This is a genomic window from Mucilaginibacter sp. MD40, assembly GCF_002288635.1.
Lineage (GTDB): Bacteria > Bacteroidota > Bacteroidia > Sphingobacteriales > Sphingobacteriaceae > Mucilaginibacter.
Map to the genome: position 1 here is coordinate 1758460 of NZ_NRSW01000001.1, position 15711 is coordinate 1774170.

The 15711-nt window shown below is 42.0% G+C and carries 15 protein-coding genes; 7 read left to right on the top strand and 8 right to left on the bottom strand.

The features are described 5' to 3' along the window. Positions 1-136 precede the first annotated feature (136 nt). Entirely contained in the window at positions 137-2002 is a 1866-nt protein-coding gene (locus CKK33_RS07970) for a CocE/NonD family hydrolase (protein WP_095703593.1), read from the bottom strand. A gap of 224 nt (positions 2003-2226) precedes the next feature. On the opposite strand from CKK33_RS07970, the gene lpdA reads away from it, so the two are divergent. Together lpdA and CKK33_RS07980 are read left to right on the top strand one after the other, a co-directional pair. Further along, positions 2227-3630, top strand: a complete 1404-nt coding sequence (gene lpdA, locus CKK33_RS07975) for a dihydrolipoyl dehydrogenase (RefSeq protein WP_095703594.1) — start codon at positions 2227-2229, stop codon at positions 3628-3630. Between the two features lie 47 nt (positions 3631-3677). Further along, complete coding sequence (locus CKK33_RS07980; RefSeq protein WP_095703595.1) at positions 3678-4064, top strand: four helix bundle protein; 387 nt, start codon at positions 3678-3680, stop codon at positions 4062-4064. Between the two features lie 55 nt (positions 4065-4119). Here CKK33_RS07980 and CKK33_RS07985 read toward each other — a convergent pair whose 3' ends face one another. Then, positions 4120-6480 carry an ABC transporter permease gene (locus CKK33_RS07985; protein ID WP_095703596.1) on the bottom strand — a complete coding sequence of 787 codons (2361 nt, stop codon included), beginning with the start codon at positions 6478-6480 and terminating at the stop codon, positions 4120-4122. A gap of 188 nt (positions 6481-6668) precedes the next feature. Here CKK33_RS07985 and CKK33_RS07990 point away from each other — a divergent pair, with 188 nt between their 5' ends. Both CKK33_RS07990 and CKK33_RS07995 read left to right on the top strand, forming a co-directional pair. Then, entirely contained in the window at positions 6669-7307 is a 639-nt protein-coding gene (locus CKK33_RS07990) for a TlpA disulfide reductase family protein (protein WP_095703597.1), read from the top strand. Further along, a complete protein-coding gene (locus CKK33_RS07995) occupies positions 7308-7742 on the top strand; it encodes a sterol desaturase family protein (protein WP_095703598.1) in 435 nt (144 codons plus the stop codon). 14 nt (positions 7743-7756) lie between these two features. Here CKK33_RS07995 and CKK33_RS08000 read toward each other — a convergent pair whose 3' ends face one another. Next, complete coding sequence (locus CKK33_RS08000; RefSeq protein ID WP_095703599.1) at positions 7757-8548, bottom strand: hypothetical protein; 792 nt, start codon at positions 8546-8548, stop codon at positions 7757-7759. A gap of 73 nt (positions 8549-8621) precedes the next feature. On the opposite strand from CKK33_RS08000, the gene murB reads away from it, so the two are divergent. Both murB and CKK33_RS08010 read left to right on the top strand, forming a co-directional pair. After that, positions 8622-9641 (top strand): UDP-N-acetylmuramate dehydrogenase, encoded by a 1020-nt coding sequence (murB, locus tag CKK33_RS08005; protein WP_095703600.1) that lies wholly within the window; start codon positions 8622-8624, stop codon positions 9639-9641. A 272-nt stretch (positions 9642-9913) separates the two neighbouring features. Further along, positions 9914-10453 carry an RNA polymerase sigma factor gene (locus CKK33_RS08010; RefSeq protein ID WP_095703601.1) on the top strand — a complete coding sequence of 180 codons (540 nt, stop codon included), beginning with the start codon at positions 9914-9916 and terminating at the stop codon, positions 10451-10453. Between the two features lie 71 nt (positions 10454-10524). Here CKK33_RS08010 and CKK33_RS08015 read toward each other — a convergent pair whose 3' ends face one another. The 4 genes from CKK33_RS08015 to CKK33_RS08030 are packed head-to-tail and all read right to left on the bottom strand — an operon-like array spanning position 10525 to position 12850. Then, positions 10525-10761, bottom strand: coding sequence for a cytochrome b5 domain-containing protein (locus tag CKK33_RS08015; protein ID WP_095703602.1), 237 nt, complete (start codon positions 10759-10761; stop codon positions 10525-10527). Then, positions 10758-11435 (bottom strand): lycopene cyclase domain-containing protein, encoded by a 678-nt coding sequence (locus tag CKK33_RS08020; protein ID WP_233138165.1) that lies wholly within the window; start codon positions 11433-11435, stop codon positions 10758-10760. The genes CKK33_RS08015 and CKK33_RS08020 overlap by 4 nt, the downstream gene beginning before the upstream one ends. Next, on the bottom strand, positions 11435-12010 hold the full coding sequence (locus CKK33_RS08025) for a hypothetical protein (RefSeq protein WP_095703604.1): 576 nt from the start codon (positions 12008-12010) through the stop codon (positions 11435-11437). Before CKK33_RS08025 ends, CKK33_RS08020 begins: the two co-directional genes overlap by 1 nt. A gap of 6 nt (positions 12011-12016) precedes the next feature. Beyond that, on the bottom strand, positions 12017-12850 hold the full coding sequence (locus CKK33_RS08030; RefSeq protein ID WP_095703605.1) for a phytoene/squalene synthase family protein: 834 nt from the start codon (positions 12848-12850) through the stop codon (positions 12017-12019). Between the two features lie 73 nt (positions 12851-12923). Here CKK33_RS08030 and CKK33_RS08035 point away from each other — a divergent pair, with 73 nt between their 5' ends. After that, positions 12924-14420, top strand: a complete 1497-nt coding sequence (locus CKK33_RS08035; protein ID WP_095703606.1) for an NAD(P)/FAD-dependent oxidoreductase — start codon at positions 12924-12926, stop codon at positions 14418-14420. A gap of 40 nt (positions 14421-14460) precedes the next feature. On the opposite strand, the gene ilvA is transcribed toward CKK33_RS08035, so the two are convergent. Continuing rightward, positions 14461-15711, bottom strand: a complete 1251-nt coding sequence (gene ilvA / locus CKK33_RS08040) for a threonine ammonia-lyase IlvA (protein ID WP_095703607.1) — start codon at positions 15709-15711, stop codon at positions 14461-14463.

Consider the following 15711-nt stretch of genomic DNA (forward strand, 5'->3'; position numbering starts at 1 on the left):
AATTATATAACTATGTCATTGCGAGGTCCCGATGTATATCGGGAGACGTGGCAATCTCACAGGCTAATTAAATATGCTTGTCCTTTGAGATTGCCGCGCTAATGCTCGCAATGACAAGTTGTAGTCAATGTCTATACTACTTCAACACCTGCACATCAATAAAACTATCATTAAACACAGTGTGCGTAGCTTTCTGATAGTCGCTTGCCGCGGCTTTGTATGGGTTTTCTACAAATTTTTGCGGATTGCGAGCATACAGCGGGAAAGATGTACTTTGTACCTGTATCATAATGCGGTGACCCTTTTTAAAGGTGTGCAGCACATCATTCAGGTGGAAGTTAACAGCAGTTTTTTGATTTGGCACCATTGCCTCAGGTTTTTCAAAACTATTGCGGAAACGGGCCGGCATGATCTGCGAACGCACCATTTGCCAGTAATTGCTCAGGATAATATTCTTGTTTGGCATGTATGGGTTATTCGGCTCATCAGGAGGATAAACGTCGATCAGTTTTACTATCCAATCGGCATCGGTACCCGTAGTAGCTACTTTAAGGTTAGCCATGATCTCGCCGCCAAGGGTCACATCATCTGTTAAAACATCGGTTTGGAAAACCAGCACATCCGTACGGCGACCGGCAAAGCGCTGGTCCTCGCTCATGTAATTGTGCGGTGTAAAGCCCATAGTAGTGGTATTGTCCTCGGTGTAAGGCACCGGTTTTAGCGGATCGCTTACAAAGCTGGTCCCTGCGCCACCGTTTTGAGCGGTTTCAGTGAGCTTGCCATCGTTATTCAGATAGAATTTAATATGACTGGCATCTGGCGAAGGCCATTTATCAAACTTGCGCCACTCATTTTTACCGGTGTTGAACATATAAGCCTCAGGCAGGCCGGAATTTTTGTCTCCGTTCTCTTTCAGGAAATGGTGAAAGAATTTCTGCTCCATTTCTTTCTGATAGAAAGTTGCTATGCTATCGCCAAAGTATACATTACTATGCATGGTGTGCCCAGTCTCGCGCGACCAGCGGCCGTGACCAAAAGGGCCCATTACGATAGTGTTGTACGCGTTAGGGTCTTTCTTCTCAATAGTTTTATAAATAGCCAACGGGCCTGTTAAGTCCTCTGCATCAAACCAGCCACCTACAAGCATCACGGCAGGTTTTACTTTATTGTAGTGTTTTAGCAAGCCGCGTTTTTGCCAAAACTCATCATAGTTAGGGTGGTTAACGGTTTCCTGCCAAAAGAAGTTGTCTTTGTAGTACTTGTCTGCATTGCTTAGCGGACCAAGATCTAACAGGAACTGATAGCCATCACGAGTGCCCGGATTGAACATAGTGTTCTGGTACCATGCTTTTGAAGTTGTATCGGTTTTTTGTACACCGAATACCGGGAAAGTAAAGAAGTAACCTTCTATGAAAGCACCGTTGTGGTGAAAATCATCAAAGAAGAAATCGGAAATAGGTGCCTGCGGCGATGAGGCTTTCAGCGCAGGGTGATTGCTCAGGATACCCGCTGCCGTGTAAAAGCCCGGGTAGCTAATGCCCCACTGGCCAACTTTACCATTGTTGTTGGGCACGTTCTTGATCAACCAATCGATGGTATCGTAAGTATCAGAACCTTCGTCAACATCTTTCTTGGTTTTCTTGTTATCGATAACCGGAGTCATGTTGGTCCAGGTGCCTTCGCTTTTGTAGCGGCCTCGCACGTCCTGGTAAACAAAGATATAACCTTCCTGCATCATGTATTTCGACGGGCCAACCTGGTTAGGATATTTGGTTTCGCCGTAGGGCGCTACGCTATAACAGGTGCGCTGCATAATAATAGGATACTTTTTATCCTTAGCGGCATCGTTAGGCGTGTAGATGGAAGTGAAAAGTTTAACGCCATCGCGCATGGTGATATAGACGTCCTTTTTAGTGTAGTGCTCTTTTACGTAACTGCTTTGGGCAAACAGCGGGTTGCAGGCAACCGCTATGAGCAGTAATAATGCGGAGAGTTTTTTCATGATGTGGGTCAGTAATAGTTTAACGGGCGTAATTTACTAAGTATATTGATAATTAGCTACAAAGTTGCAAGGATGTTACAAAAGCAACATTGTTTCATTTGTGAATATACTAAAGATTGTTTACAGTATATTTACGTGGAGACATGTCCTCTTCACATTTTAATTAAATAGCTATTTATAAGGCTATAAACATTGCGTAACTTTGACCTCCAAATTATACTACTATGCAATATGATGTTATCGTTGTAGGGTCTGGTCCTGGTGGTTATGTGGCTGCCATACGCTGTGCCCAATTGGGGTTAAAAACCGCAATAGTCGAAAAATATAATACGCTTGGCGGTACCTGCCTTAATGTGGGCTGTATCCCATCAAAAGCCCTGCTTGATTCTTCTGAGCATTACCACAATGCTGCACATGCCTTTGCAGCGCATGGTATTAAACTGGATAACCTGGGTATTGATTTCGGCCAGATGATCAAACGCAAACAGGAAGTGGTTGATGCCAATACCAGCGGTATCTCTTTCCTGATGAAGAAGAACAAGATAGATGTACACCAGGGTGTAGGTTCTTTTAAAGATAAAAACACGATTACAGTTACCAAAGCTGATGGGACAGCTACAGAAATTACCGGCAAGAATGTAATTATTGCGACTGGTTCAAAACCATCGAGCCTGCCGTTCCTGAAGATAGATAAGAAACGCATTATCACTTCAACCGAAGCATTAAAGCTTACCGAAGTACCAAAACACCTGATCTTAATTGGCGGGGGGGTTATTGGTTTGGAGTTGGGATCTGTATATGCCCGCCTGGGTGCGAAGGTGTCTGTAATTGAGTTTATGGATGGCATTATCCCAACAATGGACAAAGCACTTGGCCGCGAGCTGCAAAAGGTGCTTAAAAAACTGGGCATGGACTTTTACCTTAACCACAAGGTAACAGGTGCTACCGTTAAAGGCAAAGAAGTGACTGTTACGTTTGATAACGCCAAAGGTGAAAAACAAGAGCTTAGGGGCGACTACTGCATGGTAGCCGTTGGTCGTGTGGCTTACACTGATAGTTTAGGCTTAGATAAAATTGGCATCACCGTTGAAGAACGTGGCCGTAAGATACCGGTTAACGAGCATCTGGAAACCAGTGTTAAAGGTGTTTACGCCATTGGTGATGTTATTAAAGGCGCTATGCTTGCTCACAAGGCGGAAGATGAAGGTACTTTTGTTGCCGAGATTATAGCCGGACAAAAACCACACATCAATTATAACCTTATACCGGGTGTAGTTTACACCTGGCCGGAGGTTGCTGCGGTGGGCTTCACCGAAGAGCAATTGAAAGAAGCGGGTACAAAATATAAAGTAGGCTCATTCCCATTCAAAGCCAGTGGCCGTGCGCGTGCAAGCGGCGACCTTGACGGTTTTGTAAAAGTATTGGCTGATGCTACTACCGATGAGATCTTAGGTGTACACATGATTGGTCCCCGTGCTGCGGATATGATCGCCGAAGCGGTTATTGCTATGGAGTTCCGCGCCTCTGCAGAGGACGTGACCCGTGCAAGCCATGCCCACCCAACTTATACCGAAGCCATGCGCGAAGCTTGCTTAGCAGCCACAGAAAATCGCGCTATACATATTTAGTATTGTTGGAAGGTTTTAATGTTGAAAGGTTGTAATGTTAAAATGCTTTGAGCAAATTCAATAGATTTGAAGATCTCGATATCTGGAAGATAGCCGTTTCTATTGCTGTTGATGTTTATTTGCTCTGCGATACCGAACCATTAAAGTCAGACTGGAGCATGAAAGACCAGATGAGACGAGCTGCTTGCTCGATGTCTGATACCATTGCTGAAGGTTTTGAATACAACAACAATCCGGACTTCATACGATATTTGGCTTACGCCAAAGGTTCGTCAGGGGAGTTTAGAAATAAGTTAGTTATCCTCAACAAAGCAGGAAAACTTGATGACCAAATATACCAAGAACTCTATGCCAAAAGCATAGAGTTCTCTTCTAAAACAAAATCTTTGATAGATTACTTAAAGAAGTTTGAAGGTGATAAAAAGAAGAAATAACTGAACAAGTTAACATTCCAACTTTTCAACCTTACAACATTCCAACAAAATTATCCTATTCTGTCTTAATGCTTTTTATCGGATTTGCCAACGCTGCTTTTGCAGCCTGGTAACTCACGGTTATCACTGCTATAATAACAGCTGCCAATCCGGAATATAGGAAGATTGTCCAGCTGATCTGAATGCGGTAATTAAAATCCTGCAGCCATTTGTTCATAAACCACCAGCCGATTGGCGCGGCAATAATCACGGATACCAACACAAGTGCCACAAAATCACGCGTTAGCAACTGCATCAAGTTGGCTACTCCTGCGCCCAATACTTTACGGATGCCTATTTCTTTGGCCCGGCTTTCGGCCATGTAGGCGGCAAGGCCAAACAAACCCAAGCACGATATGATGATGGTTAAGCAGGAGAATGTGAAGGCAATTTTACCGGTGCGTTCTTCGCTCTTAAATTTTTCAGCATAGGCCTGGTCTACAAAATGATACTGGAACGGATATGCCGGATTGTACTTTTTAAATATCGCTTCCGCTTGTTTAAGGCTCGCCGATACCGGCTTATGCGGATTGAGCCTAAAGGTTAAAGAGTTTGACCAGTTTTTTGTACCAAAAACCAGCATAGGGTTAATGGCTTGTGATGGGGAGCCGATAATGAAATCTTTCACTACGCCCACAATGGTTAATTTGTTTGTACCGCTTAATATAGTTTGCCCTATCGGGTCTTTTAAGCCCATTACCTTTAAGGCCGCTTCGTTCATCATTACCGCGCTTGAATCTGATGGATATTTATTAAAGTCGATATCGCGCCCGGCAACCAGTTTAAAGCCAAAAGTTTTAACAAAGTCACCTGTGGTGCCAAACCTGCTAAAGCTCAGGTTTTTGTGACCGGGGTCCATGTCGCCCCAATTAAATCCCGAGCCCGAACTGGCATCAAGCGTTACCGGCATACTTGTTTTGCTTACGGCTACAGCAGTGCCACTATTGATCAGGTCGTTTTTTAAAGCTTCAAAATTCTTATTTATCGTTCCGTTTATCGGATGCTCTATCAGGTTGTTTCGCACATAGCCCGTATTTCTACTTTGAACATAATTGATTTGCTGATAAATGATAACAGTTGCGATAATTAAGACAATAGCCACCGTGAATTGTGTAACCACTAAAAACTTACGCGGATTAATGACTTGTGTCTGGGTTTTAAACAACCCCTTAAGCACTTTAACCGGCCTGAAAGACGATAAGTAAAAGGCCGGATAACTGCCCGCAAGTAAACCGGTTAATAATATAAACGCTAAGCCCGCCAGCCACAAATATGGGTCGCTATAATTAATAAAGATCTTGGTACCTGTTAATTCCTGAAAGTAAGGTAATGCCAATTGCACTAAAGAAATTCCTATCAGTCCGGCAATGGCCGTAACCAATATGGATTCTGTTAAGAACTGTTTGATGATTGATAACCTGCCCGCACCGATCACCTTGCGTACGCCCACTTCTTTACCACGCTTTTCGCTTTGGGCTGTGGTAAGGTTCATGAAATTGATGCAGGCGATCAATAATATCAATACAGCTATGCCTAATAATAGCCGCACGGTTTCGATAGCCCCGCCAACAGCGACACCATTTTCAAACCTTGAGTTAAGGTGCCATTTTTTGGATGGGTGTAAGAATATGCCGAATTTAAGATTGGGATCATGCTGGGTAAGCATGCCGTTTATCTTTTTATCAAAAGCTTCTACATTGGTCCCCGGCTGCAGTTGTACATAGGTGTTAAAGCTGGCGTTACCCCAGTTGTTGGATTCCGAAGTACCTATTAACGGAATAACAGATACCAGGTAATCAAACTGGAACTGTGTATTTGCCGGGGGATCTTTAACTACGCCCGTTACCTTGTAATTGTCTTTATCGTTTATCCGCAGCATTTTATCTGTAGGGTCTTCATCGCCAAATATTCGCTTAGCCAGGCTTGAAGTTAAAACAATGCTTTTCTGATCATTAAGGGCCTGCTTGCTCCCGTATACCATCGGGAAACTGAACATGCTTAAAAACTCCGGATCAACATCAAGGCCTGTGGCTACAATGCTTTTATCCTTGTAATTAAACAAGCGGTCGTTCGGCCAGTAAACCCTTGCCGCAGCTTTTACTTCCGGGTATTTCTGTTTAAGCTCGGTTGCTATGGGAGCCGAGGTGATATCCCAGGTGTAAATGTTACCGCTTGCATCTTTGTATGAACGGTTCCAAATCTTGTACAGATTATCTGCATTTTTATGGAAACGGTCAAAACTCAACTCATTTTGTACCCAGGTGAATATCAAAATGGCGCCGCACATACCGGTAGCAAGGCCAACAATGTTGATAAAGGAAAATACCTTGTTTTTCCATAAATTGCGCCAGGCAATCTTAAAATAGTTTTTGAGCATAGCTGTAAGCGATATTGTTTAATATATGATAAAGCTTGTGCCAATATATTAATTGTCTGTTTATCAATTATTTTAATATATAAAATTAGCACTTGATTGTTCGGAATCGGACAGCTCATGTTCGGGTGTATTACATTATTATAGCTTCCTGTTTTTCTATAACTTTATATCAGATATAATTATCTTTCATGAAAAAGCTCAGCGCTATTATTCTGATGTTTATACTTAATAGGCCTTTAGCGGTTAATGCACAGATTTATGGCACCAAAAAAGCTCCCCTGGATTCTGCGCCCGATATTGAGTTACTTGATATAAACGGTAAGGTGGTAAAACTTAAAGAACTGGCTAAAGGTAAAGTGCTGTTTATAGACAATTGGTTCATCCCTTGCCCTCCATGTTTTATAGAAATGAAAATGCTGCATGATCTTTACGCTAAATACAAGGGCAACAAGAATTTTTGCTTTATTACTATCAGCCGTACAGACAGGGATATTGTAAAGAGGTTTATTGCTAAAGACCCATTGCTAAAAAAGTATACCGACCAATATGAGTATTTTAGTACGCTTGACCACTTTAGTTTGCCGGTGTATTTTTCACCCGGTTGTAACGCTAAAGTTCAAATAGAAGGTGAAGCCGTGCATTGGACAGAAACTAACGACCCTGCAAAATGTGCTGATAATATATTTGGTTTCAGTGGCTATCCTACTGTTGTTGTTTTTAATAAACAAGGCAAACTTATATTCAACAAAACAGGTTATGATGGTAATAATTATGCAGCCATGGCCGAAATTGAAAACGTTTTAAGGCCAGCATTGGCTAAAAATTAAATGGTATTACTTAACATCGGTATCTTATTATTAACCATAGCCGTAATGGAATTATTATCATGGGCTATGCACAAATACCTGTTCCATGGGCCGCTTTGGTTTATCCATAAAACGCATCACCAGCAGCGCCACGGTTGGTTTGAATTGAACGACCTTTTCAGCATTGGCTTTGCGGCACTGGCCTTATGGCTGATGTGGGCCGGGCATATCAGTTTAGATTACCGCTTTTGGATAGGAGTAGGTATCAGTGCCTACGGCATCATTTATTTCATTTTTCACGATTGGTTTATCCACAACCGTTTTAAAGCTTTTAAAAGCAATAACCGCTACCTGTTAGGCATCCGCAGAGCACATAAGATACACCATAAATCAACAGAGAAAAACCCTTCGGAAGAGTTTGGGTTGCTGGTCGCGAGTAGGAAGTGGTTTAAGTAATTGTGAAGTAAGCATTACTTAGTATAGTGCAAAAATTCTTTGTTTATAAACTTATTAGCATAGTATTCTCCAGGCCTAATATGTTTATTTTCCTCAAAATTAATAAATGGTTTAGCGCAATGTGGGCAATTAAGGGAGTTATAATACCTATAACCTTCATTTGAAAAACCGGACAATTTAGCTTCCACCTCTTGTAAAGATTGTTCATCAATCAACTCTTGTAATTGAACAGGTATGTTTTCTATTTCGCCGTATTTGACTAATAGGGTACGTTGACTATTTGATGAGTAGAAATATTGTACCTCTGAAAATCCGGAATGAATGTGTTGTAGAGTAAAACTCTTTTTACAGAAATCGCAAATGCAGATATTTCTAACACCCCCCGGTGTTATGGTACCGGGATAATGTAATCCTCTTTCAAACAAGCCTTTGCCAATAAGTTGCTTGTTTTGATATTCTGAAGATTTAAGAAAAAAAGGTTGAAATCTTACCGCTTCATAGTTTTCATCAGTCCAATCTAAATGGGAATCATTTCTATTTGATATAATTCCATCAATCATAACTGCATCATTTTCCTGGACTGAAATTGAAAAATGTAAAAACTGTCCTTTAAGGTCGTAGTTTGAAGATAAAGGTTCGATAACGTATGAGCGTATGATCTCCTTACCTTCAAAAACGTTGATAATTGGAATCGTCTCTTTCAGTTCAATGACTCCTTTTATATTTGCTGAACGTTTTGAAAATATATTTTTCTTATCGATAACGATATTATGATCAATAACCCTGATCCTGTTAAATGAAATCATTAAAGTATTTTAATAATAAGCAAGCCCGAATCTAATAAAACAACTTCTAATAATTTTCCCGAAATTCGCCCGCATGCTGCAAATACAGGAAAACGTATCCCTTAAAAACTTTAACACTTTTGGTATTGATGTAAACGCCCGCTACTTCGCGGAGATCAACCATGAGGCAGACCTGGTGGAGCTTTTTGCCGACCCACAATGGCACCAGGTGCAGCGCCTGGTATTAGGCGGCGGCAGCAATATGCTTTTGGTGAAGGATTTCGACGGGTTGGTTATCCGCCTGAACATCCGCGGTATTGAACATCGCATCAGCCATGATGATGTACATGTTGAGGCAGGTGCCGGCGAGGTTTGGAACGACTTGGTCAATTACTGTGTAGCACGCGATTTCGCCGGTATGGAAAACCTGAGCCTTATACCCGGATCGGTAGGTGCATCACCTGTACAAAATATCGGTGCTTACGGTGTGGACCTAAAAGATGTGTTTGAAAGCTGCCATGCTTTTGAAATAGCTACCGGGCAATTCCATACGTTTACCAAAGATGATTGTAAATTTGGCTATCGCGAAAGCGTGTTTAAGGCGGAACTTGCCGGGCAGTTTATCATCACCCTGGTAAAGTTTAAATTATCACTCACCCCTCACCTAAATTTAAAATATGGTGCCATTGAGCAGGAACTGGCTAACCGGAATATAGAAAAGCCGACTATTAAAGATGTATCGCAAGTGGTATCGCACATACGCGTATCTAAACTGCCGGATCCATCTATCATAGGAAATGCAGGCAGTTTCTTTAAAAATCCGGTGATATCCCAACAAGAATTTGAGGCCATACAACAAAAACATCCTGACGTGGTAAACTACCCGGCAGGAGACGGTATGGTAAAATTGGCCGCAGGGTGGTTAATTGAGCAATGCGGCTGGAAAGGAAAACAGGTAGGGCATACCGGTACCTGGAAGAACCAGGCTTTGGTATTGGTGAACCACGGTGGCGCTACAGGTGAAGAGATCTACAACTTTTCGTCGCAAATTATAGACAGTGTGTATGATAAATTTGGCGTTTCACTACAACGTGAAGTAAATATCATACGATGATTAGGTAGTGTATTCTATTCTGTGCAGTTAGCAGCGGTTTACAAAAACTTAATATCAGCGTCTCTTTCCTATGTGCCTAACTGGAAATCTCAACTAAGCAATAATTGTCAGAATAGTGTAAGTTCCTTTTAAACAGTGTTTTAATCTATGTGACTGAGTCAGTTTGCAGTTTACCTAAGCTTAATAATAAGCCGTATATAGCTAAGTAATTTCATCAACTTTTCATTCATGGTATCGTGTTTGTATAAATAGTAATACAAAACATTAACAGAATGACAAAGATTGAGTTTAACACCCTGGTATTACGTCAAGCAAGTTCATTAAGGTCATATGCCTTACACTTTACTCATGACGCCGACGATGCAAACGACCTTGTTCAGGATACAATGTTGAAAGCCATTACTTACTATAATAAATTTAAGGAAGGCACTAATTTGAAAGGTTGGTTGTATACCATCATGAAAAACACTTTTATCAACAACTATCGCCGTTTTGTTAAGATGAGCACTTTTGTAACCAAAAGCGATGAAATATCTTCACCAAACCTGGTATTTAGTTCAACAAAGAACCAAGGCGAGGCAAAATTTGTGATGGATGATATCAAACGCGCTTTAGACCGTTTACCATCAGATTATTATGTACCTTTCACTATGTATTTTGAAGGACATAAGTATCACGAGATCGCCGATCATTTGGATATCCCTATCGGTACCGTTAAAACCCGTATTCACGTAGCTCGTAAATTGCTTAAAAAGAATTTAAAAGCCTACGATAACGGTGTAGCCAAACCAGTTTACGCGGAGAATGAATAATTAGATACTAAACTCAATATATATATATATAGAAAGAGGCCCGTTGCAAAACGGGCCTCTTTTGTTTATTATTAACCTAATTTCCCTACAGCCACAAACTTTTCGAAAACGACGGCAGTATGTGGCGCGTCAGCCAGTTCTTCGGTAAGGTCCTGGCCTGCCCAGTGTTCGTAATGTTTGCCATTACGCCACAACCGGCTTTCGGTAACATCATAGATGATGCCCTTGTAGGCCACCCATATCTGTGGTTTGTCCTGCCCGTTACGCAGTGCCAGTTGTGATCGTGTAAAAACAGGCAGATCGGTCATGCGGCTAATGGCTTACGATTTTTATAATAATCATAAAACGCGATATTCATCATCAACAGGGCCATGCTATAGAAATGATCTTCAAAAGGTATGGTAGTTACCCTGATAGCCATATTTTGCGCGTTGTTATACAACACCACCGGTATGGAGGTGAGCAAACCATTTACAATATAGAATGGCAATAAAGAAACTATAAAAGCCATGTAAAATTTGGGCAGCCATTCTTTTTTAAAAGTAAACAACAAAACCAGTGGGAGTAACGCAAAGGTTACCGCTGTGTATAATCTGTCATGATAGATAGCAAGCAATACCAAAGATACAACCATCAGTATAACAGAAATACCTTTAGCTATATTTCGCGGCAGTTGCCATTTTACATAGTAATTTAAGCAAGCGTAAATAAATATACAGGCGAAGGGCACGGTCAGGAAGAAAAGTATTTCCTCCAACGGCAAGCCAAAAAAGCGTAAGCCTATGATGTATTGATCATTAAAAGACCATACGCCATAAATAGTAAACAGTACATCCCAAAACAAAAAGATGATGCCGGTAATGGCCATGCCCGGCCAAATAAACTTCCACGTTTTGGCAAAGGCCACCCTTTTATCAAAAGATAGTACAACAGGGAAAAAGATAGTGAGTATATTAATGATCAGGTAGGTGTACTGCTTCACTACAATGCGGCTAAGTGTTCTTTAAGGTTTTCATTCTCCGTAGGCGTGCAGCGCTTAGATTCCAGCAGGAAAGTAATAATGGTTTTCACTAAGGCTTTATCTGCCGATGAGTAGTATTTCCGATCTATCTGTTTGATCATTTCTTCTCTGTCGGCAATTAGGTTTTTATTGATGCCTAAAAATTTAGGGACATTATGCTCGATAGAAAAGCGCATAAAACGTATCTCAATATTATGCGGATCGGCGCTTACCGCGCCTTTAAATGTTTTTTCGCTATCGTTCAAATACTTGATCTTGTAATAAGGGTTCCAGGCGTGTTTAGCCTTTAATGCTTCAAGCGTGCCCATGTAAGCAGTAAGCAATGCCGACCGGTCTTTTATTCCTGATAAATGTGAGTATAAAGAATCAGTAGTTTTTTTACTCTCGAGGGCAGTTACCAACAATTTACGAATGCGGTGCAGGTTAGGTTCGTTAGTGTCATCAGCTTTAAATGCCGATGTGGTAAAAAGCAAAGCTATTAAAGCCATTAATGCGGTAAACCATAATTTCCGGTGTGTATTTAAAACTACAGTCATGGTGTGTTAAATATAATTGAGTTTACGGTGTACCACTGCTTTCATGTACAAACCCAGTTTCTGCGTGTCAGAAACCCGTATACGTTTATCAACTATGGTACTTGCCGGGGTAGCTCTTATTTTTTTAAACAGCTGCAGGTAATACACATAAGCAATGTATACGCCCAGGCGGCTTCCTTTGGGGAGCAGTTTAATACCTTGCAGCGCATCATCGAAATCTTTTTTAATATCAATCTCTATCTGCTTTTTATCATCTTCAGTAAAATTATTAAAATCTACCTCAGGAAAATAAGTGCGCCCCCGATCTTCATAGTCAGACTTAATATCCCGTAAAAAGTTTATTTTCTGGAATGCCGAGCCCAGGCTGCGTGCCTTAGGCACCAGCCGGTCGTATAAATTGGTGTTATTTTCACAGAATATCCGCAGGCACATCAAACCTACTACCTCTGCCGAGCCGTAGATATAGGTTTTGTAGCCATCGTCATTATATTGGGTCTTGTCCAGGTCCATTCTCATGGAATGTAAAAAGGCCTCTATCAGTTCACGGTCAACTCCATACTGGTTAACTACCTGTTGAAATGACTGCAGTACCGGATTGGTACTAATACCGCGTTCAATAGCTTTAAAGGTTTCCTCCTGAAACTCATCTATCAGTTCACGCTGGTTGTGGCCATAAAAGGTGTCCACAATTTCATCGGCATAACGTACAAAACCGTATATGGCGTAAACAGGGTAACGAAAACGCTTATCAAAAGCTTTTATACCTGCACTAAACGATGTACTATACTTGTTAGTTATAACTTTGCTGCATTCGAAACAGGTTGCGTCAAATAGGTTCATCAACCAAATGTACAAAATGGAAACTGTATTGTTTTTTAACGACTTAAAAGGAATTGTTTAAATTGAGCGCAAAATGGATAAAAAAGAGCGTATCGTTGTAATAGGCGCAGGCTTTGCCGGTTTGGCAACGGCATGTGTATTGGCGAAAGAAGGTTATCAGGTAACTATACTGGAAAAGAACGATCAGCCAGGGGGACGGGCACGTATCTGGGAAAAAGATGGTTTTACTTTTGATATGGGACCAAGCTGGTACTGGATGCCCGATGTTTTTGACAATTTTTACGCATTATTTGGCAAGCAAGCAAGTGATTTTTACAGATTAAAGCGGCTGGACCCCGGGTACCGTATTTATTATGGAAAGGATGACATGCTGGATGTGCCGGCCGATATGCAGCAACTTGAAAAACTGTTTGAGTCAATTGAGCCGGGCAGCAGTAAGGGCTTACAAGAATTTTTAGCGCAAGCCGAGTATAAATATAAGGTGAGTATGAGCGACTATGTGTTCCGCCCGTCGCATTCCATTACCGAATTTATAGATTTTCAAATGATACGTAAAAGCCTAAGCATGCAATTGCTAACCAGCATGAGTAGCCACGTACGCAAATACTTTAAAAGCCCAAGGCTGATAAAGATGCTGGAATTCCCAGTATTGTTCCTGGGCGCTACGCCTAAAGATACCCCGGCCATGTACAGCATGATGAACTATGCCGACCTGGCCCTCGGTACATGGTACCCAATGGGCGGCATGAATGAGATTGTTAAAGCAATGGTAAGCATTGCTGAAAGCCAGGGTGTAGAAATTAAGCTGAATACCAAAGTAACCCGGCTGGAGGTGGCTAACGGAAAAGTAAGCAGTATACAAACCAGCAATGGCACATACGAGGCTGATATGGTAATTTCTGGAGCTGATTATGAGCATACCGACCAGCATTTGTTGCCTAAGTCTGCACGTAATTATTCTGAAAAATATTGGGATACCCGTACCATGTCGCCATCAAGTTTGTTATTTTATATTGGCACTAATAAAAGAGTAGACGGTATACAACACCATAATCTGTTTTTTGACGAGGATTTTGACCGCCATGCAACTGAGATATATAAACAGCCACAATGGCCAGGCGCGCCATTGTTTTATGTTTCCTGCTCCTCTAAAACCGACCCGGGCTGCGCGCCCGAAGGCGGCGAAAATCTCTTTTTCCTGATGCCTATAGCTCCTGACCTGAAAGACGATGAGGCTATTCGGGAGAAATATTTTGATTTGTTAATAGATAGGTTTGAGCGCATCACCGGCCAAAGCATAAGAAATAGTATTGTTGTAAAACGCAGTTATGCGCTTGATGACTTTAAGGCCGATTACCACTCATTTAAAGGTAATGCCTACGGTTTAGCGAACACTTTGGCACAAACCGCCTTTTTTAAACCGGCCATGAAAGCAAAGCACGTGAAAAACCTGCTGCATACCGGCCAGCTAACAGTTCCCGGCCCGGGTGTGCCGCCCGCGTTGATCTCGGGGCAGATAGCGGCTAAGGAGGCGATGAAGATATTAGAAAAAAGCCGCTCAATAAATTGAACGGCTTTTTATAGCTTATTTTAATTCTATCAATTGGCTATCAGACCAGATACTCAAACAGTGTAGCATCTTTGTTGATCTCTATTACATCGAAACGGTTTTCCTGCATACGTTGCAGCAGAGCAGGGTAGTCGCCGGCATTTTTTAGTTCGATACCTACCAGGGCCGGGCCGTTCTCTTTTGATGTTTTTTTGATGAACTCGAAACGGGTAATATCATCGCCGGGGCCTAACACTTCGGTCACAAACAATTTTAAAGCACCGGGGCGCTGTGGGAAACGAACGATGAAGTAGTGTTTAAGGCCTTCGTACAACAATGATTTTTCCTTGATCTCGGCCATACGGTCAATATCATTATTGCCACCGCTAATAATGCAAACTACGTTCTTGCCTTTTATTTGGTCTTTAACCGCGTCAAGCGCTGTTACAGAAAGGGCACCGGCGGGTTCAACCACAATGGCATCTTCATTATAAAGCCTTAAAATGGTTGTACAAACCTTACCCTCAGGCACGGTAAGCATATCATCCAGTATCTCCCGGCAGATAGTAAAGGTTTTTTCGCCCACGCGTTTAACAGCCGCGCCATCAACAAACCTGTCTATATCGCCAAGGGTAGTATTCTCCCCGTTTTGGATAGAGGTAAGCATAGATGGTGCACCTTCCGGCTCAACACCAATCAATTTGATACCAGGTACGGTTTGCTTCAGGTAAGTACCCATTCCTGCAGCTAAACCACCACCGCCAATAGGCATAATGGCTACTTCGGGGGTTGGCAGGTCCTGCAATATTTCGATACCTACAGTACCTTGGCCTTCTATGGTGCGGTAATCATCAAACGGAGGGATGAAGGTCATGCCATGCTCGGCGGTGTATGCTAAAGCCTCACGCAGGCAATCGTCAAAAGTATCACCGGTTAAAACCAGTTCTACGTTGCCATTACCAAACATCTCGGTTTGGTTAACCTTTTGTTTAGGGGTAATCTCCGGCATAAAAATTACGCCTTTAATGCCCATTTTTTTGCAGGAGTAAGCCACACCCTGTGCATGGTTGCCCGCGCTGGCGCAAACCACGCCACGGCTCAATTCATCTGCAGTGAGCTGACTTATCATGTTGTATGCGCCTCTTAACTTGTACGAGCGCACCAATTGCATGTCTTCGCGCTTTAAGTATATATTGCATTCGTATTTTTCAGATAGGCGCTGGTTGTACTCCAATGGCGTACGTTTTACCACATCTTTCAGCCTTGCGTAGGCCGCGTCAAAATCCAGGTGCACTGCTGTATCTGTATCCAT

Coding starts and splice junctions, on each gene's coding strand:
- CKK33_RS07990 (WP_095703597.1), top strand. CDS start 6,669: ATGAAAAAGCTCAGCGCTATTATTCTGATGTTTATACTTAATAGGCCT.
- ilvA (WP_095703607.1), bottom strand. CDS start 15,711: ATGGATACAGATACAGCAGTGCACCTGGATTTTGACGCGGCCTACGCA.
- CKK33_RS07970 (WP_095703593.1), bottom strand. CDS start 2,002: ATGAAAAAACTCTCCGCATTATTACTGCTCATAGCGGTTGCCTGCAAC.
- CKK33_RS07985 (WP_095703596.1), bottom strand. CDS start 6,480: ATGCTCAAAAACTATTTTAAGATTGCCTGGCGCAATTTATGGAAAAAC.
- CKK33_RS08035 (WP_095703606.1), top strand. CDS start 12,924: ATGGATAAAAAAGAGCGTATCGTTGTAATAGGCGCAGGCTTTGCCGGT.
- murB (WP_095703600.1), top strand. CDS start 8,622: ATGCTGCAAATACAGGAAAACGTATCCCTTAAAAACTTTAACACTTTT.
- lpdA (WP_095703594.1), top strand. CDS start 2,227: ATGCAATATGATGTTATCGTTGTAGGGTCTGGTCCTGGTGGTTATGTG.
- CKK33_RS08015 (WP_095703602.1), bottom strand. CDS start 10,761: ATGACCGATCTGCCTGTTTTTACACGATCACAACTGGCACTGCGTAAC.
- CKK33_RS08025 (WP_095703604.1), bottom strand. CDS start 12,010: ATGACTGTAGTTTTAAATACACACCGGAAATTATGGTTTACCGCATTA.
- CKK33_RS08010 (WP_095703601.1), top strand. CDS start 9,914: ATGACAAAGATTGAGTTTAACACCCTGGTATTACGTCAAGCAAGTTCA.
- CKK33_RS08000 (WP_095703599.1), bottom strand. CDS start 8,548: ATGATTTCATTTAACAGGATCAGGGTTATTGATCATAATATCGTTATC.
- CKK33_RS08030 (WP_095703605.1), bottom strand. CDS start 12,850: ATGAACCTATTTGACGCAACCTGTTTCGAATGCAGCAAAGTTATAACT.
- CKK33_RS07995 (WP_095703598.1), top strand. CDS start 7,308: ATGGTATTACTTAACATCGGTATCTTATTATTAACCATAGCCGTAATG.